Raw genomic sequence first — 22363 nt, forward strand, 5'->3', positions numbered from 1 at the left:
CCCCCTCCGGCTCTAAAGCTTGGCCGTATGGGTCGCAGCTACGGGGGGCCGATGACGGTTGCGTGTCACGATTGGAGGTCGGGCCGCAAGGAATAAAGGTCCACACCCGGACGTGGCATCCCGGACACAGGATGAGCGCCGGATGGCCGTGGCAACGCTCGGGCTGGAACGGGCAGACCCGCACGGCCGGGCCGCGCGGGTCTCGAAGTCCGATGGATGCTTCGAGGCCTCAGGCGGCGCTGCGCTTGCGGGCTTCCTGCTTCGTGTCGGCGCCCGAGGCTTTGATCTCGGAGAGCTTCTGGGCGACGTTGCGCGAGAACACGAACTCGGCCGGGCGCTGGTTCTCCAGGCTGACCTCGGGAGCCATCTCGCCCTCGGTCCGGATGCCGCGGATCGCGTGCAGGACCGGCTTCCAGGGCTTGCGCACCGAATCGACCACCGAGGAGGCCTCGTAGCCCGAGTGCACCATGCAGTCGGCGCACTTCTCGTAGTTGCCGGTGCCGTAGGCGTCCCAGTCGGTCTCCTCCATCAGCTCCTTGAAGGTCGCCGCGTAGCCCTCGCCGAGCAGGTAGCAGGGCTTCTGCCAGCCGAACACGGTGCGGGTCGGGTTGCCCCACGGGGTGCAGTGGTAGGTCTGGTTGCCGGCCAGGAAGTCGAGGAACAGGCCCGACTGCTGGAAGGTCCACTTCTCGCGGCCCTTCTCCTTGCCATGCCGGAACACGCCGCGGAACAGATCCTTCGTCGCCTTGCGGTTGAGGAAGTGCTTCTGGTCGGGGGCGCGCTCGTAGGCGTAGCCCGGAGAGACCGTGATGCCGTCGATGCCCATGCGGGTCACCGAATCGAAGAAGTCGGCGATCTTGTCGGCCGAAGAGTTGTTGAAGAAGGTGCAGTTGATGGTGACGCGGAAGCCCATCTCCTTGGCCTTCGCGATCGCCGCCACCGCCTTGTCGTAGACGCCGCGCTGGCAGACCGACTGGTCGTGCATCTCCTTGTCGCCATCGAGATGGATCGACCAGGTGAAGTACGGGGAGGGCTTGTACTCCTTGATCTTCTTCTCGAGGAGCAGCGCGTTCGTGCAGACGATGGCGAACTTCTTCTGGGCGATGATGCCCTCGACGATCTTCGGCAGATCCTTGTGGAGAAGCGGCTCGCCGCCCGCGATCACCACGACGGGCGCGCCGCACTCGCGCACGGATTCCAGCGCCTCATCGACGGGCAGGCGCTTGTTCAGGATCTCGTCCGGGTAATCGATCTTGCCGCAACCGGCGCAGGCGAGATTGCAGCGGAACAGGGGCTCCATCATCATCACCAGCGGGTAGCGCTTGCGGCCCGTAAGGTGCTGCTTGAGGATGTAGCCGCCGATCTTCGCGACGTACCGGAGGGGGATTCCCAAGATGCGGCTCCTGTGTCGTTGGCCCCGGGGTCGGGGGCTCTTAACGCGAAAAATTCCTCAGTTCCAGTGATGTAGCCTGGAACGGATCTCAAAGAGACCCTGTCGGCCGCTCCCCGCGGCGATGTTTTCGAGGTTGAAGCAAAGCGGCCACAGCTGCCGGGTCGCCGGCCTCCTGCCGCGGCGCGGTCCAGCCCCGGCGATCCGTCCCGACTGAACCGGGGAATGCGTCGGGATTAGGACGGCCGATCGCTCGTGAACTCAGTTTCCGCTCATCGCCGTGCGCTATCGCACGAATGGACATGGGGGTGCAAACCGCTGTCGCGGCGGTTTGCATTCGGGGCGCGGGCCGATTACTGAGCCTGCAATCGTGGCGCAGGCTCGCTCCAGCCGCAAGCTGTCCGGAGCGCGCCGTCGCGAGCCCGGCCGCGTCGCAGGGTCGCCCGCGATGTCTGGGAACATCGGGCGCGGTCCAGGCGTCTCGAACCGTAGCAGTTGTCAGCCTGGCCGGCGGTGACGCGCCGTGCCGGGCTTGCCCGTCATGTGGAGGGACGTGGCCGCGCGACCGGCGCGGCACGGGTCCCAGGCAGGTAGGATACCCGTGATCGAACGTCTCGTCGCGTCCTCCGTCCGGCACCGCTGGGTCGTCCTCGCCCTCGCTGCGCTCCTGACCGTGGCGAGCGCGGGATTGTCCGCCCATCTGTTCCGGATCAACACCGACGTCGAGCGGCTGATCGATCCGAAGGAGCCCTGGCGGCAGGACGAGATCGCCTACGAGAAGGCCTTCCCGCAGCGGACCAACACGGTTGTCGCCGTCATCGACGGGCAGACGCCGGAGCAGGCCGAGGAGGCCGCGACCGCGCTGGTCCAGGCTCTCGCCGTCCACAAGAACCTGATCGAGACCGTGTACCGGCCGGACGGCGGCCCCTTCTACGACAAGAACGGCCTCCTGCTGATGTCGCAGCAGGAGCTTGAGAAGACCACCGAGCAGCTGGTCCAACAGCAGGGCCTGCTGGGGCCGCTCGCCGCCGACCCGTCTCTGCGCGGCGTGATGCGCGTCCTCACCCTGGGCGCCCGCGGCGTGAAGAGCGGCGACGCCAAACTGGAGGACCTCGAGAAGCCCATGGGGCAGATCGATTCGGTGCTCCAGCGGGTGCTGAAGGGCGAGCCCGCCCGCCTCTCCTGGCAGATGCTGCTCTCGGGCGGTGAGACCCGCACCACCGACCTGCGCAAGTTCGTGATGATCCAGCCGGTGCTGGACTTCAACGCGCTGCAGCCCGGCTACCACGCGACCAAGCTGATCCGGAACGTCGCCAAGGATCTGAAGATCGCGCCCGAGTACGGTCTGACCATGCGGCTCACTGGCCCGGTGGCCGTGGCCGACGACGAGTTCGCGACGCTCTCCGACGACGCCTTCCTGAACAACGCCGTCACGGTGGGCGCAATCGTCCTCTTCCTGTGGCTGGCGCTGCGCTCGGCCCCGCTCGTGGTCGCGGTGATGATCACGACCTTCGCGGGTCTGATCGTCACCGCGGCGCTCGGCCTCCTGATGGTCGGCGAGCTGAACCCGATCTCGGTCGCGTTCGCGGCGCTCTTCGTCGGCCTCGGCATCGATTTCGGCATCCAGTTCGCGGTGCGCTACCGGGCCGACCGCTACGAGCAGCCGACGCTCGATGCCGCGCTGCGCGCCGCCTCGCGCGGGGTCGGCTGGTCGCTGACGCTGGCTGCCGTCTCACTGATCGCCGGCTTCTTCGCGTTCCTGCCCACCGCCTTCCGGGGCGTGTCGGAACTCGGCCTGATCGCCGGCGTCGGCATGATCGTGGCCTACCTGTTCGCTCTGACCGTGCTGCCGGCGCTGATCGCGGTGTTCAAGCCGCGGGGCGAGAAGGAGGCCGTCGAGACCACGTGGCTCTCGGGCGTCGATCCGTGGATCATCGAGCACCGCAAGGGCGTCCTGATCGCTGTCGGCCTGATCACGCTGGCCGGGGCGCCGCTCCTCTGGAAGCTGCCCTTCGATTCGAACCCGATGCACCTGCGCAGTCCGAAGGTCGAGTCGATCGCCACGTATCTCGACCTGATCAAGGACCCGGCCACCAGCCCGAACGTGATCGACGTGCTGGCGCCGAGCGTCGACGCCGTACCGGAGCTGACGAAGAAGCTGACCGCCCTCGCCTCGGTGTCGAGCGCCAACAGCATCGACACCTTCGTGCCGCGCGATCAGGACAGGAAGCTCGCCACGATCCGGGAGACGGCGGAGCTTCTGGATCCGGTGCTCAACCCGACGCGCCGGCCGCCCCCGCCGACCGATGCCGACAACGTGAAGGCGTTGAAGGACGCGGCCGCCGCCCTCAACGGCATCGCGAACGACTCGCCCGGCGGAAAGGCGGCGGGGCAGCTCGCCACCACCCTCGACAAGCTCGCGGCGGCCCCGGTCGCCACGCGCGAAGCCGCCTCGGTCGCGCTGACGGCGAATCTCAACCCGCTGCTGACGCGCCTGCGCGCGCTGATCCACCCCGAGCGGATCACCCTCGACAACCTGCCGCCCCAGCTGAAGGCGGAGTGGGTCGCGGCTGATGGGCGTGCGCGCATCGAACTGCACCCGAAAGGCAACTCCAACGACGACGCGGTGCTGCGCAACTTTGCCAACGAGGTGCGCACCGTGGCACCGCACGCCACCGGCGCCCCGGTCGCTACCACGGCCTCGACCTACACGATCCTCGGCGCCTTCGTGCAGGCGGGCGTCACCGCCTTCGTGCTGATCTTCATCATCCTGTCGGTGGCGCTGCGGAAGCCCTGGGATGTCGCCATGACGCTCGGCCCGCTGGTGCTCGCCACCCTGTGGACCCTGATGGCACTCTACGTCGTAGGCATGCCGCTGAACTTCGCCAACATCATCGCGCTGCCTCTGATGCTCGCGGTGGGCGTCGCCTTCCACATCTACTACGTGATCGCGTGGCGGGCGGGGGTCACCGACATGCTGGCTTCCAGCCTGACGCGGGCGATCTTCTTCTCTGCGCTGACCACCGGCACGGCCTTCGGCTCGCTGGTGCTGTCGAGCCATCCGGGCACGGCGAGCATGGGCAAGCTGCTTGCGCTCTCCCTGTTCTTCACCCTGGTGGCGGCCTTCTTCGTTGTGCCGGCCTTCCTGGGTCCGCCCCCGGCTCAGCCGGACGCCGACCGGCCCGAAGGCGACGCCGCGGTCAAGGACCCGCTCGTGGCACGCAGAGCCGAGGCGGTTCCGGCGAAGTAGGACGGTCGCCGCCGAAGCGGTCCGGCGTCGCCCTACGTCACCCACAGGGAGCGGGGGCGCGCTTCTTCAGTCGCCTTCGCGCTCCGCGCCAGCTGCTTGGCAGCCGCAAAATACGAGTTCGGTTAAACCGAAAACGCTCTAGAAGTCGGTCTTGGATCGACTCCAGCCATCGATGATCGCGATCTTTTAAGGCGCGAGCGCACCCTATCGTGTGAGGATCGCGCCGAGGTGATCGTAGCGCAGATAGGCCGAGCCGAGATGCCCCAGGCGGCGCCTTTTCTCGAACATCGGCCTCCTCGCCGAAACTGACGCTCAAGCATCCCAGCCGACGACAGGAGTTCGGGCTCCGGGGGCGACGTCACGGAGCGCGGCAACGATTCGGAAAGCTTCCACGCGCACTGCCCTGCTTCAGTGGGTCACGTCCGAGAAGCCGCCGAGCACCGCTCTGACGCGCTGCACGGCGGCACGCACCCGGGCGTCGACCAGCGCGTCCCGCTCGGCGGCGTAGGCGTAGCCGGGCGCCTCGCCCTCGAAGCCGCCCGCGGTCGCGGGGTGCGTGTAGAGCTCGGTCAGGCCGTCCGGAAGGATATCCAGAAGAGCCGCCACCCGGTCCGGCGTCATGGCCCCTGACCATGCGAGGCCCAGCGTCCGGTCGGGGATCACCAAGCCGGCCTGCCGGGCGCGAACGGCGAGAAGCGCCGCCCAGGGGGCGGTGTCGAGCGCGGCGCGCGGCCGGAAGCCGGGCTCGGCGCGGCGCAGGATCTCGCGCGGCTCGCGCGGCACGCGGATCGCCCGCATCCCGTAATCGCGCCCGATCCGCAGCACCAAGCCGGCGATCAGCGGGTGGATGTGGAAGTGCTTGTGGGCGTTGACGTGGTCGAGCGGCAGGCCGGTGATGCGAAACGCCTCGAACTGCGCCCGGATCTCCGCCGCGAGCTGGCGGCGGGCGGCGGGCTTCAGGGCGAGGTCCAGGCCGAAGCGCTCCATGTCGCGCCGCATCAACCCGCGTGCGTCCGTGAGGTCGGGCAACTCGGCGGCCGGCAGCGTCGGCCACGCCTCGACCAGAACGAGATGCAGCCCGACGCGCAGGCCGGGCAGGCGGCGTGCGCGCACGAGCGCGTCCGCGGCGGCGGGCGCCGAGACCATCAGGCTCGCCGCGGAGAGGATGCCGTCCCGGTGAGCCTGCTCGACGGCCTCGTTCACTTCGAGGCTCAGGCCGAAATCGTCGGCGGTGACGACCAGTCGCTTCACGAGGGCTCCTCGTCCGGGGTGTCGTGAGGGCGCGCCCTCTCGCGGGTCCAGGGCGGCGCCCTGGAAACGGGAAAGGCCGGGCTCGCGCCCGGCCTCTCTCTCGTTTGCTCGGCTGCCGACGTTACGCGGCGGCCTTGCGCTCCCGAAGGAAGTGCCAGAACTCCACGCCCTCGCGCAGGCGGCGCTTCATCATGTCGGGCGAGCGGACCATCTCGCTGACGATCGAGGCGATCTTCGGGGCGCGGAAGTAGAACTTCTTGTAGAACTCCTCGACCGCCGAGAAGATCTCGGTGTGCGAGAGGTGCGGGTAGTGGAGCGGCGCGATCTGCACGCCGTTCTCGTCGACGAGTTCGGCGTTCTCGACGTCGAGCCAACCGTTCTCGACCGCCTGCTTGTACAGGAACGTGCCCGGGTAGGGCGCGGCCAGCGAGACCTGGATGGTGTGCGGGTTGATGCGCTTGGCGAAGGCGATCGTCTCCTGGATCGTCTCCTTGGTCTCGCCGGGCAGGCCGACGATGAAGGTGCCGTGGATGGCGATGCCGAGGTCGTGACAGTCCTTGGTGAAGCGCTCGGCCACCTCGACCCGCATGCCCTTCTTGATGTTGTTCAGGATCTTCTGGTTGCCGGACTCGTAGCCGACCAGAAGCAGGCGCAGGCCGTTGTCCTTGAGCACCTTCAGGGTCTCGCGCGGCACGTTGGCCTTGGCGTTGCACGACCACGTCACGCCGAGCTTACCGAGCTCGCGGGCGATCTCCTCGGCGCGCGGCAGGTTGTCGGTGAAAGTGTCGTCGTCGAAGAAGAACTCCTTGGTCTGGGGGAACTCCTTCAGGCAATACTTGATCTCCTCGATCACGTGCGCGACCGAGCGGGTGCGGTAGGTGTGGCCGCCGACCGTCTGCGGCCAGAGGCAGAAGGTGCAGCGCGACTTGCAGCCCCGACCCGAATAGAACGAGATGTAGGGGTGCTTCAGGTAGCCGATGAAGTACTTCTCCATCTCAAGGTCGCGCTTGTAGACGGAGGTCACGAACGGCAGCTGGTCCATGTCCGTCATGATCTCGCGATCCTCGTTGTGGATCACGACACCGTCGGCGTTGCGGTAGGACAGCCCCTTGATCTCCGACAGCGGCACGCCGTCGGCGACTTCCTTGACGGTGAAGTCGAACTCGTTGCGGGCGCAGAAATCGATGCACGGGGCCTGGGCCATGGCGCCGGCGGCGTCCACCGCGACCTTGGCGCCGATCAGGCCGGCGATCAGCTTCGGGTTGGCGGCCTTCAGCGCCTCGACGGTCTTCACGTCCGACTTGAAGGACGGGACCGAGGTGTGCAGCACCACGAGGTCGAAGTCGTTGGCCTGGGCCACGATCTCGTCGAGCTTGATGTTGTGCGGGGGCGCGTCGATCAGCTTGGAGTTCGGCACCAGGGCGGCCGGCTGGGCGAGCCAGGTCGGGTACCAGAACGACTTGATCTCGCGCTTAGCCTGGTAGCGGGAGCCGGCGCCGCCGTCGAAACCGTCGAAGGTGGGGGCCTGGAGAAAGAGCGTGCGCATGGGGTTCAAGGCCTCAGTGCAGTGCCGGATGACGAGATTTCGAGGATCGGCGGAAAGATCAGGCGGTCGGCGCCTCAGCATCCTTGCTGAGTTGCGCTTCCGGGATCAGCGTACCGTCCGCAACCACCCGATAATCGTGACCTTTCCATGTCACCGCCCCCGAGACGAAGCTCCAGGAGAAGTTCATGAAGGAGAGGATGTCGCGGATCGGCAACAGCCAGTAGGGGTGCGGCTCCAGGCCGAAGGCGCGCTCCAGGCGCACGCAGAGCAGGATGCGGCAGGCGAGCGCCAGCGCCGCGACAGCGAGCGCCCCGGTGCCCGCGCCCGGCAGGAGGGCGCCGATCAGCGCCAGCGGGAAGGCGTGGGTCACGACCGAGCCCGCGTAGCCCGCCGGATCGACGTTGCGGATGGTGCGGTTCCAGCGCAGCTCGTGCCGCCAGAGGCCGGTGATCTCGGTATCGACGCAGGTATGCCCGATCGAGAAGTTCGGGATGGCGACTCGGCCGCCGAGGCCGCGCAGCGCCTCGCCCAGCTCGTAGTCGTCGGCGAGATCGTTCCGGACGCGCTGGAAGCCGCCGATCTTCGCGAGCGATTCGGCCGTGAAGGCGATGGTCGAGCCGAAGCAGGGCTTTGCGAGCCCGAGCCCGGTGCCCATCAGGACGTTGGGCAGGAACTGAACGTCGATGGCGAGCGCGGACAGGTGGGCGTAGACGCCGCGGTTGGCCGGTACGCCGTGGTAGAGGCAGGTCACGCCGGTCACGCCCGGTTGGGACAGCTCGGCGACGAGGCGCTCCAGATAGTCCGGTGCCACCACCATGTCGCTGTCGGCCAGCACGATCACGTCGTGGGCGATGCGCTCGGACATGTTGATGAGGTTCGAGACCTTGCGGTTCGAGCCGTGCTGGCGCGCGTCGATCACGAGATCGATGCGCAGATCAGGATGGGCGCTCTTGAGCCGTTCCACCACGCCGATCGCCGGATCCGCGGCGTTCTGCACACCGAAGACGATCTGCACCGGACCGGCATAAACCTGGCGGCAGAAGGTGGCGAGGTTCTCGTAGAGGTTCGGCTCGAGGCCGCAGAGGGGCTTGAGGATCGTGACGGACGCGCGCGGCTCGCCCTCGGGCAGGCGCGGCGCGGGCTTCGCCGCGAAGCGGCCGCCGAGCCAGGCGGAGACCAGGCCGTAGACGCAGCCGACGACCGCGAGGAGCAGGAAGATCTGCGAGAGCCAGGTCAGGTCCATCAGGGGCGCTCTGTCGCGGGAATCGGCCGCCTGGTCCGCGGCGGGATTGGACGGTGCGCGCCGTTCAAGGCGCCGGTTTGGCCGAGAGCATGGTTTCGGTGCGCTGGCGCAGGAATTTCAGCAAACCGTCCGCGCCGCCAGCCTTCAGAGGCTGATTGAAGACCGTCCGCTGCGTCGCGACCTCGCTCACGTTGCCGTTGAGCAACACGTCGGTCACCCGGCCCTCGGAATTGGCGACGAAGTCGATCTGCGACTCGTCGTTGTCGGGGGTAGTGACCTTGGTCTGGACGATGCTGCCCGACTCGCGCCGCTCGCTGCCCAGCACCTCGAACCGGCCGCCGGCCGCCTGCTTCAGGCGGTTCGCGTAGGTCGTCACGAAGTTGCGCCGGAAAGCCTCGGTGAGCGCGCCCTGCTGCTCGGGCGTGAAGCCCGACCAGGACTGGCCCACCGCGAGCCGAAGCATGTGCGGGAAGTCAAAGCTGCGCTCGATCGTCGGGCCGACAGCCTCGACGCGCTGCTGCAGCGTGCCGCCGCCATCCTTCACCGCCGCGGCGAAGCTCTCGTAGAGCGCCTTCACGGTCGCCACGCCGGGATCGTCCGCGGCCCGCGCGACGGGCGCGGCCACCATGAGAAGGGCGATCAGGGCGGAGCGGATCAGGCGCACTGCTTCAGGTCTCCCTCGGTCTCGGAGAGCCGGGCGGAGGACATGCGCGGCGGAGCGTAGCTGTAGAAGGGACCGAGCGTTGCCGGCTGCAGCACGGGGCCGAGCCGGCGCCCGAGCTCGCGCCCGCGCCGCTCCTCGGCCGTGGGCTCGGCGTTGAACCGGCGCTCCTCCCGGTGCCACTGGACGAGGCCCGGCACGCCGCAGAGCAGGTCGGCGACGCGCTTGATCAGCGAGAGCGCCAGCGCCGCCTCGGCCGGGATGCCGAACAGGGCGCAGAGCGCGATCAGGCCGCCCTCCTGCGCGCCGAGCGCCCCGGGCACCGCGAAGGCGGCGCCGCGCACGGCCTGGGCGAGGCTCTCGATCACGATCGCCTCGGCGACGCTGACCGGATAGCCCATGAAGTGCAGGCAGACCCAGACCTCGAACGAGCCGATGATCCAGCCGGCGAAGTGCACCGCGAGGCCGGCGCCGACCCGGCGCGGGGCGGCGTAGAGTCGGCGCAGGTTGTCGTAGAGCACGTCCACGGCGCCGAGCGCCCGCCACTCGCGGCCGGAGGCGAAGCGGGTGAGCAGGCCCTGCACGACCCGGTGCCCGGCCCGGCGCTGGATCAGGTAGAAGGCGGCGAGCGCGGGTGCGGCCAGCGCGAGGCCGCCCGCCACGGTGCGCGCGACCGGCCCGTCGCCGACGAGCCAGACCAGCAGGCCGAGCCCCATCACGGTGAACAGGAACTGTGTCGCGGCCTGGGTCATCAGGTCCACGAACATGCTGGCGCCGGCCAAGCCCCCCGTGACGCCGCGCCGGGTCAGCAGGCGCGCGCCCACGAAGTCGCCGCCCACGGTCGCGACCGGCAGCAGCGTGTTGATGCCCTCGCGGATGAAGCGGATGTCGATGCAGGCGAGGAGGGCGGGACGGCCCTCGCGCGGGAACACGGCGTACCAGCCGAGCCCGGCCCAGGCGACCGCGACGACGCGCGCGAGCACGACGAGCGCCGCGCCCCAGCCGGCCGCGACCACGGCGGCGGCCACGTCCTCCGGCCCGTAGGACCAGAGCAGACCGACGACCGTGCACAGACCGACGATCAGGGCGAGGGTCGTCAGACGCTTCATGGTCTACTTTCAAGCTCGGGGTGGCTTGATGCTGGAATCTCGCCGCGTTTCCGACCGAAAAAGACCGCCGCGGTAAGGGAGTGAGCCCAAGTTGCAGCAACGGTCGGCAATGTCTATCACCCGATTGACACAGTGCGGACCAAAGCGGCACGGGCGCTCACGCCCTCGGCAGAACGACCGCTGCAAGACCGCCTCAAGGGGAAGATGATGGACCGCGAATCACCCATCACGGCTGGGGAAGCCGTGCTCGACGACGCCCACGCCGCCGGGTACGGCGCCGGTCAGGGCCCCGGCGCACCCGCCCCGCAATCGCCTGTGATGGCGTGGAACGAGTGGGACCCGCTGGAGGAGGTCATCGTCGGCTCGCTCGACGGCGCGACCATCCCGACCCACCACCTCACCGTGATCTTCAACCTGCCGCGCGCCGCGCAGCCCTTCTACCGCTTCGCCAGCGGCTGGAAGTACCCGAAGTTCATGAAGAAGCTCGCCCAAGCCGAGCTCGACAACTTCATCTCGATCCTCGCCGGCGAGGGCGTGAAGGTCCGCCGTCCGGATTCGGTCGACTTCTCGAAGAAGTTCAAGGCGCCGCGCTGGTCGTCGCGCGGCTTCTGCGTCGCCTGCCCGCGCGACCCGTACCTCGTGATCGGCGACGAGATCATCGAGAGCCCGATGTGCTGGCGCTCGCGCTACTTCGAGGGCGATGCCTACCGCTCGCTGTTCAAGGAATACTTCCGCGCCGGCGCGCGCTGGACCTCGGCCCCGCGCCCGCAGCTGACGGACGACCTCTACAACTACGATTACCGGGTACCGAACCTGAAGGCCGGCGAGCCCATGCAGTTCACCGTCAACGAGTTCGAGCCGGTCTTCGACGCGGCCGACTTCGTGCGCTGCGGCCGCGACCTGTTCGTGACTCGCTCGAACGTGACGAACCTGATGGGCATCGAGTGGCTGCGCCGCCACCTCGGCCCCGGCTTCCGCATCCACGAGATCGAGAGCCGCTGCCCGCAGCCGATGCACATTGACTCGTCGTTCATGCCGCTCGCGCCCGGCAAGGTGCTGGTGAACCCGGACTATATCGACGTCGAGAAGCTGCCGGCCGTGCTCAAGAAGTGGGACGTGCTGATCGCGCCGCGCCCCGACCCCGTCGAGGGCTTCATGAGCAAGATCTCGATGTGCTCGCCCTGGACCTCGATCAACGTGCTCGCCATCGACGAGAAGAAGATCGTCGTCGACCAGAGCCAGCCGACCCTGATCAAGGCTCTGAAGGACTGGGGCTTCGACCCGATCCCGGCGCCGTTCCTGTCCTACGGCCCCTTCGGCGGCTCGTTCCACTGCGCCACGCTCGACGTGCGCCGCCGCGGCACGCTGAAGTCGTACTTCTAGGACGCAAGAGCTCTACTCGCGAAGGGGCGCGCCTGCCGGGCGCGCCCCTTCGTCGTTCCCGAATGCCGTGCCTCAGTGCGGCAGGCGGCGGACCGGGGTACGGCGATAGGCGACGCGGGCCACCGCGAGGGCCCCGCCGAACTGCAGGAAACCGTTCGGTGCCATCTCGTGGGGCGCGAGCTGCCACTGCACGAGCAGTCGCGTGAGCGCGTTCAGCGCCACGAGCGCGAGGCAGAACGCGGCGGCGGAGAGGAGCGTCGCGACGAAATCCGGCATGGCATCCACCCTCGTTGTCGGGAGTGGAGCGTAGCAAACCCTGGGCCGCTGAAAAGCCCAGCTTGAGCGGAAATGTCGCTCAGCGCCTGGCCGCGGGCGCGTTCTGGGCGGCAGGCGCGGCCTTGGGCGTCTCCACCGCGAGGCGCTTCACCGGCCAGCCGTCGCTCCAGCGCTCCATGTCGGCGAAGCGCGGGTTCAGCTTCAGGGCCGCCGCGCTGCCGTTCGAGAAGGCCGCCGCCGCCGCGAGATCGAAGGTCTTCCAGAAGGCGAGATAGTCGAGCGTGTCGGCCCGCGCATTGTTGATCTGGGCCACCAGGGTCTGCTGCTCGCCGGTCAGCGCCATGTCGGGGGACCACTTGAACGGCGGCGGCTTCACATCCTTCGCTTCGGGCTGCACCTTGATCGCGCCCGCGTCGTAGGCGGAATCGACCGCGGCCGGAGCGGCGAGCGTCGCGGTGAGCGCCGGGAAACCGTGGTCGTCCGAGAGCGCGCGCAGGAACAGCTTGCGCTCGACCGGCACTGCGTCCGCTTCGCGCAGCAGGCGGCGGGCCGCGATGTCGGCCGCCCGCGCGTCGCGGTCGCCGATCACCGTGAGGATCAGGGTCTCGGCGGGAACAGCCGAGAGGTCTGCGAGCGCGATGCCCCGGGCCTTCGGGCCGCTGGCGATACCGCCGGGCATCGTGCCGAAGACGAGCTTGGGCGCCGGCAGGCCGAGCGTGGCGGCTTCGGCCGCGAGGTTCAGGGCGATCGGCACGCCGGCGAGATGCCCGATCAGCGCGACGCGGGCGCGGTCGGGCTTGGCCTGCGGATCGGCGGCGATCTCATCGAGCGCCGCCTTGACCAGGCGCCCAGCATTGGCCGTCGCGTCGGCGGGGCGTGTGCGGTTCACCTCCTGGAAACGGGGGAACAACACGAGCCAGCCGTTGCGGGCGAGATGGTCGATCCAAGCGCCGTAGCTCTGCGGGTTCACGGCGCCCCAGCCGTGCAGGAACACGGCGACCGGCCGTCCCTGCGCCGGCGCGGCGTCGGCGGCGTGGAAGGCGAAGGTGACGTTCGTGCCGCGGCCGAGCGCGCGCTTGGCGATGCCGGTCTGCGTATCACCCACCCCGCCGGGGCCGTCCTTGGGCTGTCCCGGGGGCGTGGCGGCCTGCGCGGACGCAAGCCCGGCCGAGAAGGCGAGCAGGCCGGCAAGGAGAACGCGGCGGGCTGTCAGACGCATGGAGGGCTCGATCAGGCAGATGAGCCGGCAGGGCCGGAGGCGGCTACATAGCAGATTCGAGGCGACTGGCGACTGTGCGGTGCTCCCGATCCCACCCAGATTGCAGCGTTTCGCCCGTAGGTTGGCTCTGAATCCGCCGATCGCCCCTCAGGCCGCGCGCGCGTCGGTCCGCGGTGCTTCCAGGCGCGCCGCCAGGGCGAGAAGATCCTCCGGCAGGTCCGCGACGGTCTCGCCGTAGAGGCTGCGCAGGTCGCACGCGATAGCGTCGAGCATCAGGCGATCGGAGGAGTCGAGCTCGTCGAAGCGCGTGAGCTGAGCGGCGTGGTTCTGGCTGACGAGCTTCATGGCGGGCTCCCCGTGCGGGCGCTAGAAAACGTGCGCCCAGGGCACGGTCGGACCCTTTCAACGAGGAACCGCGCTCAGGTTTCCCGCGGTCCCGAGATAATTGTGCCGCCCGGACCGATCACCCCGGGGCCGGACCCGGCGCCCGGCGGCAGCCCCGCCGCCTGCTCGACCCAGGCCAGGATGTCCTCGGCCCGCCAGGGCTTCGGGATGAAGGTCGCGGAGACGCGCAGATCGCTCGGCTGGTCACCGGCATCGCCCGAGGTGAGGAGCACGCGGACGCGCGGCCAGGTCACGCCGATGATGCGGGCGAGCTCGAACCCGCCGATGGGACCCGGCGTGCGCACGTCGGAGAAGACCACGCTGACATCCTCGGCCCGATCGTTGAGGATGGCGAGCGCCCGCTCCGCCGTCTCGGCCTCGATCACGCTGAAGCCGGTATCCTCCAGGAGAGTGGCCGCGAGGAAGCGCTCGTCGGGCTGGTCCTCGACGACGAGGATCACGGGCTTCTGTCCTGGCGTGGTCGGGTCGCTCATGGGCCGGGACACTCTACAGGGGCTGAACGGTGCGTCCGTCCATTCGTTCAACGCATCGTCGTCGCCGTCGGGGCCGGCATCCGCATCGGACCGGCCTCCAACCTGGTCGCGCGACCCGCGCCGGGTGAGCCCCATGCACGGCGCGCGCCCAAACAGGCACGGATCCGCCGGCCGACACCCTGGCACAAAGCGAAGTCGGGGGCCGTGTCCTCCAGGGCACAGCCCCGTTCATCTTCACCCCACGCCGTTGGCCTTCAGGAAGGCGAGCGCGCGCTTCCAGCCATCCTCCGCCGGCTCCTTCCGGTAGCTCGGGCGGTAATCGGCGTGGAAGCCGTGGGGCGCGTCCGGGTAGACCACGAGCTCGACGGACTTGCCGGCGGCCTTCGCCCGATCGCGGGCTTCCTCGACGGTGGCCACCGGGATGCCCGTATCGGCCCCGCCGTAGAGGGCGAGCAGAGGCGCGTGGATCTCGGCGGCGACGTCGCCGGCCGTCCGCGGTTGGATCTCCGTGCGCTCGCTCTGAAGCGGTCCGTACCACGCCACCGCTGCCTTCAGGTCGCGCCGGTGTGCCGCGTAGAGCCAGGCGCCGCGCCCGCCCCGGCACCACCCCATCACGCCGAGCCGACCCAGATCGCCCTTGGCGGCCGAGCCCGCGTAGGAGGCGGCCGCGTCGAGGTCGGCGATCCACTGCGCGTCGGGGGTCTTGGATATGACGTCGCGCACGATCTGTTTGGCGTCCGTCATGGTCGAGAGGTCACCCTGCCGGGCGTAGAGTTCGGGCGCCACCGCGCAGTACCCGGCCTTGGCGAGGCGCCGGCAGACATCCTTGATGTAGTCGTGGACGCCGAAGATCTCCTCGATCACCAGCACCACGGGGAAGGGCCCTGGCCCCCCAGGGACGGCGCGGTAGCCCGGCATCGGCCCGTCGGCCGCGGGAATCTGCACCTCGCCGGCCTGGATTCCCGCGCTGTCGGTGTGGATCACCTGCGCCTCGACCCGGGTCGTGGCGAGGGTGAGCCCGCTCATCAGCCCGGTCATCACGAAGCCGCGCCGCGAGAACGGCTCCGTCACCAGCCCGGAGAGTCCCGCCGCCCGCGCCGCCTTGTCCGAATGTTCGTCCCGCATGGTTCCTCCGGTCGTTTCCTCGGCCGGAGGGCAGCACGGGCCGAAACCTGGGTCAACGCGGCGCCCTGCCCCGCATCAGGGCATCACGGGCGGATGGTATTCCAGCGTGAAGGCGAGCGCCCAGAGCAGGAACAGCACGACGGGCAGATGTACGATCAGCTGGAGGAAGCTGAAGCCGACGATGTCCCGCGCCTTGATGCCGAGGATGCCGAGCAGGGGCAGCATGAAGAACGGATTGATCAGGTTCGGCAGGGCCTCGGCCGCGTTGTAGACCTGCACGGCCCAGCCGAGATGCACCTTCAGCTCGTTGGCGGCCTGCATCACGTAGGGCGCCTCGAGAAGCCACTTGCCGCCGCCCGAGGGGATGAAGAAGCCGAGAATCGCCGAGTAGACGCCCATCGCGAGCGGGAAGCTCCCCTGCGTGTTGAGCGCGACGAAAGCGTGGGAGATGACGTCCGAGAGGCTGAGGCCGGCGCCGTTCTTCGCGCCCGTGAGGATCGCGGCGATCGCGGCGTAGAACGGAAACTGGATCAGGATGCCGGCGGTCGCGGGCACGGACTTGGCGAGCGCGTTTAGGAAGCTGCGCGGGCGCCAGTGCAGGACGAAGCCGAGCATCAGGAACAGGAAGTTGTAGGTGTTGAGGTTGGAGATCGCGATCTTCCAGTCCTGGCGGGCAAACTCCTGAATCAGCCAGCCGAGTGCGAGCAGGCCGATCAGCACCGTCAGCACGGGCGCGTGCTCCAGCCACTCGCCGGGCTGGCTCGGCGGGGGCGTGCGGGCCTCCTCCTTCGCGACGTCGACGCCGAGATCCTGGGCGGTGACCGCGGTATCGGGGCCGGGCGCCGACAGCAGCGCGATCACCGCCGAGACCACCACCAGCACCGCCGCGATGAGCAGCGACTGCCAGAGGAAGATGGTCTCGGTGAAGGGGATCACGCCGGTGATCGCGAGCAGGCCCGGCGGCAGGCTCTTCGGATTCGCCTGCAACTGGGCGGCCGAGGAGGAGAGCCCCATCGCCCAGGTGGCGCCGAGGCCGAGATAGGCGGCAGCCCCCGCCGCCCGGTAATCCATGCGCAGCTCCGTCCGGCGTGCGAGGGCGCGGGCGAGCAGGCCGCCGAAGATCAGGCTGAGGCCCCAGCTCAGAAAGGAGGAGAGCATGGTGGCCAAGGCCACGTAGCCGATGGCGCCGCGGCCGGTCTTGGGCACCAGGGCCATCCGGTCGATCAGCGCCTGGACCGGGGCGGAGGTGGCGACCACGTAGCCGCCGATGGTCACGAAGACCATCTGCATCGTGAAGGGGATGAGGCTCCAGAAGCCGTCGCCGAAGCTCTTCGTCACCGCCTGAACCGGCGCCCCGTTCGCGAGCGCGGCGCCCGCCACGATCACCACGGCGATCGCCACGAACACGAAGGCGTCGGGGAACCACTTCACCGCCCAATCGGTGAAGCTGAGCGCGAGGCGGGCTAGCGCCGCCTCCTCGGTGCGGGTCTGCGGCTTGGCGGGCGCGTCCATGAACATCCTCCCCGCGGCGTCCCGCCGCGGCAAGGATTAAACTGTCGGAGGACGGCCGCGCTTCAAGCCTCGCCGCCGGGCCGGACCTGAAGGAATGTCAGTGCCGGCCCCTGGACCGCGTCGAACACGCCCGCGGTGAGCGCGGCCCCGTAGACCGCGCCGGTGTCGAGGTTGGTGCGGTTGGCGCGCGTCTCGGGGCGGCCGTCCTGGCGGGGCGTGTGGCCGTGCACGACGTGGCGGCCGAAATCGTGGTCCTCCCCGAGGAAGGGCTCGCGGATCCAGAGCCGGTTGTGCTCCTCCGGGTCGGGTGCCGGGGCGGAGGGATGGAAGCCCGCATGCACGTACCAGCGCGCCGCATCCCCGTGCACGGTCGGCAGCGCCTCGATCCAGTCGAGCACGTCCTGCGGCAGGGCGGCCGCCTCCTCGACGCCGAAGGATTGCAGGGTGGCGAGGCCACCGTTCATCAACCAGTGATCCTCGGCGCCGGGCTCGCGCAGACATTTCAGCAGCATCGCCTCGTGGTTGCCCATCAGGCAGAGGGTCGCTTCGGGCTCCCGCCACTGGAGCCGGCGCAGGATCTCGATGACCCGGGCGCTGTCGGGCCCACGGTCGATGTAGTCGCCGAGAAAGACGAGCTTGCGCGGGCGGCCCGCGGCGTGCGCCTCGATGCGCTCCAGCAGGGCGTCGAGAAGGTCGGCACAGCCGTGGATGTCGCCGACGGCGTAGGTGAGCGGCTCGGCGGTCATGGACCCGTTGTCGTGGGAATGTTTGCGCCGCGCAAGGGTCCAGAAGCAAAGGGTCCGGGGGCGGCGCGCCGCCCCCGGATGCGCGGTCTCACCAAGTCGTCGGCTTCGGGTTGCGCTCGTCGAAGCCCTTCTGGTGCCAGTAGGGGTAGATGGGCGTCTCCTGGCTCGCGGCGTCGAGCCGGGCGACCTGCTCCGGTGTCAGCGACCAGCCGATCGCCCCGAGATTCTGCTTCAGCTGGTCCTCTGTGCGGGCGCCGACGACGATGTTGCACACGGTCGGCCGGGTGAGCAGCCAGTTGAGCGCTACCTGCGGGACGGTTTTTCCCGTCTCCTCGGCGACCGCGTCGAGGGCATCGACCACGCCGAACAGGTAGTCGTCCGAGACCGGCGGCCCGCCCTCGGCCCCGCCCGCGGCGATGCGCCCGCTCCGGTTCTCCTGGCCGCGCCGGATCTTGCCGGTGAGGCGCCCCCAGCCGAGCGGGCTCCACACCATCAGCCCGACGCCCTGGTCGATCCCGAGCGGCATCAGCTCCCACTCGTAGTGGCGGCCGATCAGCGAGTAGTAGCCCTGATAGGCGACGTAGCGGTTGAGCCCGTAGCGCTCGGACGTGGCGAGCGCCTTCATGAGCTGCCAGCCCGAGAAATTCGAGGCGCCGATATAGCCGATCTTGCCCGACCGGGTAAGATCGTCCAGCGCCCGCAGGGTCTCCTCGACGGGAGTGAGCGCGTCGAAGCCGTGCATGAAGTAGACGTCGATGTGGTCGGTGCCGAGCCGCCTCAGGCTCGCCTCGCAGGCGCGCACGATGTGGTGGCGCGAGGAGCCGACCTGGTTGAGATCGTCGTTGAAGCGGAAGGTGGTCTTGGTGGAGATCAGGACCCGATCGCGCTTGCCCTTGAGGGCCTGCCCCAGCACCTCCTCGGAGGCGCCCTGCGAGTAGATGTCGGCGGTGTCGAAGAAGTTGACGCCGGAATCCAGGCAGAGATCGACCATCCGGGTCGCCTCCGCAACGTCGGTCTGTCCCCAGCGCTGGAAGAATTCGTTGGTGCCGCCGAAGGTGGCTGTGCCGAAGCTGAGCACCGGGACGGTGAGGCCGGAGCGGCCGAGCTGCCTGTATTCCATCGGGTCCTCGCATACGATCGGAGCGCGCCCTGCGGCGCGCCTGCCGATCTAACGCGACAGGGCGGTTCGGCTTCCCCCGAGCGCGACAGGGCTGCCGCGCATCGGCGCTATCGATAATCCGTCGCGTTGAGCCCGTGCCGGGCGATCTTGTCGTAGAGCGTCTTGCGCGGCGTCCCCAGCGACTCGGCCGCCAGCTTCACGTCGCCGCCCGCCGCGATCAGCTCGTCGCGGATCACGCCGCGCTCGAAGCGATCGACCTGCTCGGCGAGAGTGAGGGCCGGCGCGGGAGCGGTCTCGGCCTGCCCCGCCTCGGGGCCGAAGCCCAGGGCGCAGCGCTCGGCGAAATGGCCGAGTTCGCGCACGTTGCCGGGCCAGTCGTGGCGCTGGAGATGGTCGCGGATCGCGCTCGTCAGCGGGGGCGCGGGCCTGCCGAAGCGTTCGGCGGCCCGGCCCAGGAAGTGCTGGAACAGCAGCGCCACGTCCTCGCGCCGCTCGCGCAGGGGTGGGATCGCCACCGAGATGACGTTGAGCCGGTGATAGAGGTCGTCGCGGAACGTGCCCTGGGCGGCGGCTTGGCCCAGATCGACCTTGGTGGCCGCCACCACCCGCATGTCGACCGGGCGGATCTCGTTGGTGCCGAGCGGCTCGACCGTGCGCTCCTGGAGAACCCGCAGGAGCTTCACCTGCAACCCCATCGGCATGCTCTCGATCTCGTCGAGGAAGAGCGTGCCGCCCTGCGCGTGCTCGATCCGCCCGACGCGGCGCTTGAGCGCACCCGTGAAGGCGCCGGCCTCGTGGCCGAACAGCTCGCTCTCCACCACGGTCTCGGGCAGCGCGCCGCAATTCATCGCCACGAAGTTCTTGGGCGCGCGCCGGCTCCAGCGGTGCAGCGCGCTCGCCACCACCTCCTTGCCGGAGCCCGTCTCGCCCAGGACCAGCACACCGACATCCGCCTGCGCCACGTCGCGCACGAGGCGGCGCAGGCGCACCATCGCGGGCGAGACACCAAGAAAGGCCGGATCCTCGTCGACCGCCGCCTCCAGGCGCGCGCGCAGGCGCCGGTTCTCCAGGACGAGGCGCCGCCGCTCCAGGGCGCGCCGGACGGAGCCGATCAGCACCTCGGCCGGATAGGGCTTGGCCAGGAAGTCGTAGGCCCCCGAGCGCAAGGCCCGCACCGCCATCGAGATGTCGCCGTGCCCCGTGATCAGGATCACCGGCAGGTCCGGGTCGGCGGCATGCAGGCGCTCGAACAGGGCGCGCCCGTCGATTCCGGGCAGGCGCACGTCCGTGACGACGACGCCCGGCGGCTCGGCGAGGATCGAGGCCAGCGCCGGCTCGGCCGCCCCGAAGGCCTCGACCGCGAACCCGTCGAGCTCCAGGCTCTGGCGGTTGGCGCGGCGCACGTCCTCCTCGTCGTCGATGAAGACGATCCGCTCGGACCGGCCGGCTTCCGTCTCGACCTCCCGCTCCGTCCCGCTCACGGCGTTTCCTCCTGAAGCTCCCGCGCCGGCGCCCCGGCCCGGACCAGCGCGATGCGGAACACGGTGCCGCCGCCCTCCGCCTCCTCCACGCCGAGCGTCCCGCCGCACTCCTCCACGATCCCGCGCGCGATGGCGAGCCCGAGGCCGAGGCCGTCGGGCTTCGTGGTGAAGAACGCGTCGAAGATCTTGGCGCGCGCGGATTCGGAGATGCCGGGCCCGTTATCCTGCACCACGAGGCAGACCTGCTCGCCGGCCTCCGTCACCCGCAGCTCGACCCGGCGGCTGGGCCGGCCGGCCACCGCGTCGAGGGCGTTCTGCAGGAGGTTGACCAGGACCTGCTCCAGCCGCGCCCCCTCCCCGATCACCGCGAGGCCCGGCTCGGCCCGGATCACGAGGTCGGTGCCCTCGGCGCCGGCGCGGTGCGCCACGACCTCCAGGCTCCCGCGCAGGATCTCGTCCACCGCTACCGGCTCGCGGCGACCGGAGGCGCGGCGCGCGAAGCCCTTGAGCTGGCGCGTCAGTCCGCCGATCCGGTCGACGAGACGGCCGATCGCCGCGACGTTCTCGGCCGCGTCGTCCACGCGCCCGCGCCGGACCAGGATGCCCGTGTTGTCGGCGTAGGAGCGGATCGCTGCGAGCGGCTGGTTGATCTCGTGCGCCATGCTGGCGGCGAACTGGCCAAGCGCCGCCAGCCGCCCGGCCTGGGCGAGTTCCCGGCCGAGGCGCTCGCGCTCGGCTTCGGAGCGGGCGCGCTCCGCGATCTCGTCGCGCAGGCGATCGTTGGCGGCGCTGAGTTCGGCGGTGCGCTCGCTGACCCGCGCCTCGAGCTCGGCCCGGCGCGCACCCGCCTCCGCCAGCCGGGCCTGCGTACGCGCCCGCCGGCCGAGCAGGGTGCCGAGGCCGAGGCAGAACAGGCCGGTGGCAAGCAGCGCGATCACCTGCCCCTGCGTCCGCTCGCGCTCGACCGCGGCGCCGACCGGCGTCAGGGTGTGGATGCGCCAGTCGGTGTCGCGCACGGGCGCGTCGAGCATCAGCATGAGCTGGGCCGGGGCCGCGCCGCGACCGAGGCGGACCAGATCCTCCCCGGCCGGATGGAGAGGCAGCGGTTCCAGCGGCGCGTCGCCGAATTCCAGGGACTCGCGGCTGCGGTCGCGCGCCTCGGCATCGAGCGGCGCGAGCGTGCGGAAGCGCCAAGCCGGCTCGCTGGCCACCAGCACGATGCCGCGGGCATCGGTCACGAACACGCGCTCGCGCACCTCGCGCCACGCCGTCTCGGCGGCTTCGAACTCCACCTTCACCACAACGACGCCGAGACCGTCCCCGACGCGCCGGGCGAGATAGAGGCCGGGGCGCCCGCTCACCGTGCCGAGCGCGAATTGCGAGCCGGACTCTTCCGCCATCGCCCCGCGGAAATAGGGCCGGAAGGCGTAGTTGTTGCCCACGAAGCTGCGGCCGCTGGCGGCGTTGCTCGCCGCGACCGTCAGCCCGTCCGGCCGGATCACGTAGATGACCGCCGCGCCCGTCGCTGCGGCGACCTCGGCGAGCCGGGCACTCAGGCGCTCGGCGAGGTGACCGCCGGCCGCCCCGCCCCCCGACCCTTCCGCGCGCAGGACCGCACCGATCTCGGGGTCGGCCGCGAGCGCCAGCGGCAGCGCGCTCTGCCGCTGCATCTCGGTGTGCAGGGCGCCTGCCTGGAGCGTCAGCGTCGTGCGCGCGGTCCGGCGCAGGTCGGCCAGGGCCCAGCGCTGGGCCACGCGCCCTCCGGCCCAGGCGGCGGCAACCATTGCCAGCACGCAGAGGCCGAGGAGGCCCAGACGGAGCGATCCGCGCCGCCCGGGATCGGACGCTCGAGGCGGCGCGGCCGGCTCGGTGCTCACGCGTCACCGACCGTTGCGAAAAACCGGAACGCGGCGGGCGTGCGATTGCGGGAGATCGGAACGGCCGGGCGGGGGCGAAAAAGTGCCATGCAGAAAAATGCTTCCAGGACAGGGATTTAACAAAATCTTCACACGGATCCGGCGCTGGCACGCCCGTTGCCATTCACCCGGCGTAACGCAGTCCTGCCACCCACGCATGACTGCAAGCCTCCGGGCCAAAAGCAAGAGCGCGGTCCCGCGGATGCCAATGGCGCCGGGGACCGGAACCGACGAACCCGACCACTCGAACCGGATCC

18 protein-coding genes are annotated in these 22363 nt (G+C 69.8%); 2 read left to right on the top strand and 16 right to left on the bottom strand.

The window, feature by feature from the left end; translation table 11 throughout:
• Positions 1 to 229: 229 nt before the first annotated feature.
• On the bottom strand, positions 230 to 1393 hold the full coding sequence (hpnH, locus tag DK427_RS24650) for an adenosyl-hopene transferase HpnH (RefSeq protein WP_109953685.1): 1164 nt from the start codon (positions 1391 to 1393) through the stop codon (positions 230 to 232).
• Positions 1394 to 1991: 598 nt separating this feature from the next.
• On the opposite strand from hpnH, the gene DK427_RS24655 reads away from it, so the two are divergent.
• Entirely contained in the window at positions 1992 to 4640 is a 2649-nt protein-coding gene (locus DK427_RS24655) for an MMPL family transporter (RefSeq protein WP_109953686.1), read from the top strand.
• A gap of 408 nt (positions 4641 to 5048) precedes the next feature.
• Here DK427_RS24655 and hpnK read toward each other — a convergent pair whose 3' ends face one another.
• The 5 genes from hpnK to DK427_RS24680 all read right to left on the bottom strand — a co-directional run bounded on the left by hpnK (position 5049) and on the right by DK427_RS24680 (position 10450).
• Entirely contained in the window at positions 5049 to 5891 is an 843-nt protein-coding gene (gene hpnK, locus DK427_RS24660) for a hopanoid biosynthesis-associated protein HpnK (protein WP_109953687.1), read from the bottom strand.
• Positions 5892 to 6012: 121 nt separating this feature from the next.
• Positions 6013 to 7437, bottom strand: coding sequence for a hopanoid biosynthesis associated radical SAM protein HpnJ (gene hpnJ / locus DK427_RS24665; protein ID WP_109953688.1), 1425 nt, complete (start codon positions 7435 to 7437; stop codon positions 6013 to 6015).
• Between the two features lie 58 nt (positions 7438 to 7495).
• Positions 7496 to 8680 (bottom strand): bacteriohopanetetrol glucosamine biosynthesis glycosyltransferase HpnI, encoded by a 1185-nt coding sequence (gene hpnI / locus DK427_RS24670; protein ID WP_109953689.1) that lies wholly within the window; start codon positions 8678 to 8680, stop codon positions 7496 to 7498.
• A gap of 64 nt (positions 8681 to 8744) precedes the next feature.
• Complete coding sequence (locus tag DK427_RS24675; RefSeq protein ID WP_109953690.1) at positions 8745 to 9344, bottom strand: MlaC/ttg2D family ABC transporter substrate-binding protein; 600 nt, start codon at positions 9342 to 9344, stop codon at positions 8745 to 8747.
• Positions 9335 to 10450: a flippase-like domain-containing protein gene (locus tag DK427_RS24680; RefSeq protein ID WP_109953691.1), complete on the bottom strand. Its 1116-nt coding sequence runs from the start codon at positions 10448 to 10450 to the stop codon at positions 9335 to 9337. The genes DK427_RS24675 and DK427_RS24680 overlap by 10 nt, the downstream gene beginning before the upstream one ends.
• Before the next feature lie 207 nt (positions 10451 to 10657).
• On the opposite strand from DK427_RS24680, the gene DK427_RS24685 reads away from it, so the two are divergent.
• Positions 10658 to 11833 (top strand): amidinotransferase, encoded by a 1176-nt coding sequence (locus DK427_RS24685; RefSeq protein ID WP_109953692.1) that lies wholly within the window; start codon positions 10658 to 10660, stop codon positions 11831 to 11833.
• 72 nt (positions 11834 to 11905) lie between these two features.
• On the opposite strand, the gene DK427_RS24690 is transcribed toward DK427_RS24685, so the two are convergent.
• The 10 genes from DK427_RS24690 to DK427_RS24735 form a co-directional block, all read right to left on the bottom strand.
• Positions 11906 to 12109: a hypothetical protein gene (locus tag DK427_RS24690; protein ID WP_109953693.1), complete on the bottom strand. Its 204-nt coding sequence runs from the start codon at positions 12107 to 12109 to the stop codon at positions 11906 to 11908.
• A gap of 79 nt (positions 12110 to 12188) precedes the next feature.
• Positions 12189 to 13328 (bottom strand): alpha/beta hydrolase, encoded by a 1140-nt coding sequence (locus tag DK427_RS24695; RefSeq protein WP_109953694.1) that lies wholly within the window; start codon positions 13326 to 13328, stop codon positions 12189 to 12191.
• Positions 13329 to 13475: 147 nt separating this feature from the next.
• Positions 13476 to 13673, bottom strand: a complete 198-nt coding sequence (locus DK427_RS24700; RefSeq protein ID WP_109953695.1) for a hypothetical protein — start codon at positions 13671 to 13673, stop codon at positions 13476 to 13478.
• A gap of 74 nt (positions 13674 to 13747) precedes the next feature.
• Positions 13748 to 14206 carry a response regulator gene (locus DK427_RS24705; RefSeq protein ID WP_109953696.1) on the bottom strand — a complete coding sequence of 153 codons (459 nt, stop codon included), beginning with the start codon at positions 14204 to 14206 and terminating at the stop codon, positions 13748 to 13750.
• 234 nt (positions 14207 to 14440) lie between these two features.
• Positions 14441 to 15331 carry a dienelactone hydrolase family protein gene (locus DK427_RS24710; protein ID WP_109953697.1) on the bottom strand — a complete coding sequence of 297 codons (891 nt, stop codon included), beginning with the start codon at positions 15329 to 15331 and terminating at the stop codon, positions 14441 to 14443.
• Positions 15332 to 15406: 75 nt separating this feature from the next.
• Positions 15407 to 16843, bottom strand: coding sequence for a short-chain fatty acid transporter (locus DK427_RS24715; protein ID WP_109953698.1), 1437 nt, complete (start codon positions 16841 to 16843; stop codon positions 15407 to 15409).
• A gap of 62 nt (positions 16844 to 16905) precedes the next feature.
• The gene (locus DK427_RS24720) at positions 16906 to 17589 is read right to left on the bottom strand and encodes a metallophosphoesterase family protein (protein WP_109953699.1); all 684 of its coding nucleotides are present in this window, start codon (positions 17587 to 17589) and stop codon (positions 16906 to 16908) included.
• An 88-nt stretch (positions 17590 to 17677) separates the two neighbouring features.
• On the bottom strand, positions 17678 to 18709 hold the full coding sequence (locus tag DK427_RS24725) for an aldo/keto reductase (RefSeq protein WP_109953700.1): 1032 nt from the start codon (positions 18707 to 18709) through the stop codon (positions 17678 to 17680).
• Positions 18710 to 18816: 107 nt separating this feature from the next.
• Positions 18817 to 20190, bottom strand: a complete 1374-nt coding sequence (locus DK427_RS24730) for a sigma-54-dependent transcriptional regulator (RefSeq protein WP_109953701.1) — start codon at positions 20188 to 20190, stop codon at positions 18817 to 18819.
• Positions 20187 to 21974 carry an ATP-binding protein gene (locus DK427_RS24735; RefSeq protein ID WP_109954374.1) on the bottom strand — a complete coding sequence of 596 codons (1788 nt, stop codon included), beginning with the start codon at positions 21972 to 21974 and terminating at the stop codon, positions 20187 to 20189. The genes DK427_RS24730 and DK427_RS24735 overlap by 4 nt, the downstream gene beginning before the upstream one ends.
• Positions 21975 to 22363 lie beyond the last annotated feature (389 nt).

Origin of the sequence: Methylobacterium radiodurans (assembly GCF_003173735.1) — a bacterium.
Classification (GTDB): Bacteria; Pseudomonadota; Alphaproteobacteria; order Rhizobiales; family Beijerinckiaceae; genus Methylobacterium; species Methylobacterium radiodurans.

Coding starts and splice junctions, on each gene's coding strand:
- hpnJ (WP_109953688.1), bottom strand. CDS start 7,437: ATGCGCACGCTCTTTCTCCAGGCCCCCACCTTCGACGGTTTCGACGGC.
- hpnI (WP_109953689.1), bottom strand. CDS start 8,680: ATGGACCTGACCTGGCTCTCGCAGATCTTCCTGCTCCTCGCGGTCGTC.
- DK427_RS24680 (WP_109953691.1), bottom strand. CDS start 10,450: ATGAAGCGTCTGACGACCCTCGCCCTGATCGTCGGTCTGTGCACGGTC.
- DK427_RS24685 (WP_109953692.1), top strand. CDS start 10,658: ATGGACCGCGAATCACCCATCACGGCTGGGGAAGCCGTGCTCGACGAC.
- DK427_RS24690 (WP_109953693.1), bottom strand. CDS start 12,109: ATGCCGGATTTCGTCGCGACGCTCCTCTCCGCCGCCGCGTTCTGCCTC.
- DK427_RS24695 (WP_109953694.1), bottom strand. CDS start 13,328: ATGCGTCTGACAGCCCGCCGCGTTCTCCTTGCCGGCCTGCTCGCCTTC.
- DK427_RS24700 (WP_109953695.1), bottom strand. CDS start 13,673: ATGAAGCTCGTCAGCCAGAACCACGCCGCTCAGCTCACGCGCTTCGAC.
- DK427_RS24705 (WP_109953696.1), bottom strand. CDS start 14,206: ATGAGCGACCCGACCACGCCAGGACAGAAGCCCGTGATCCTCGTCGTC.
- DK427_RS24710 (WP_109953697.1), bottom strand. CDS start 15,331: ATGCGGGACGAACATTCGGACAAGGCGGCGCGGGCGGCGGGACTCTCC.
- DK427_RS24715 (WP_109953698.1), bottom strand. CDS start 16,843: ATGGACGCGCCCGCCAAGCCGCAGACCCGCACCGAGGAGGCGGCGCTA.
- DK427_RS24720 (WP_109953699.1), bottom strand. CDS start 17,589: ATGACCGCCGAGCCGCTCACCTACGCCGTCGGCGACATCCACGGCTGT.
- DK427_RS24725 (WP_109953700.1), bottom strand. CDS start 18,709: ATGGAATACAGGCAGCTCGGCCGCTCCGGCCTCACCGTCCCGGTGCTC.
- DK427_RS24735 (WP_109954374.1), bottom strand. CDS start 21,974: ATGGTTGCCGCCGCCTGGGCCGGAGGGCGCGTGGCCCAGCGCTGGGCC.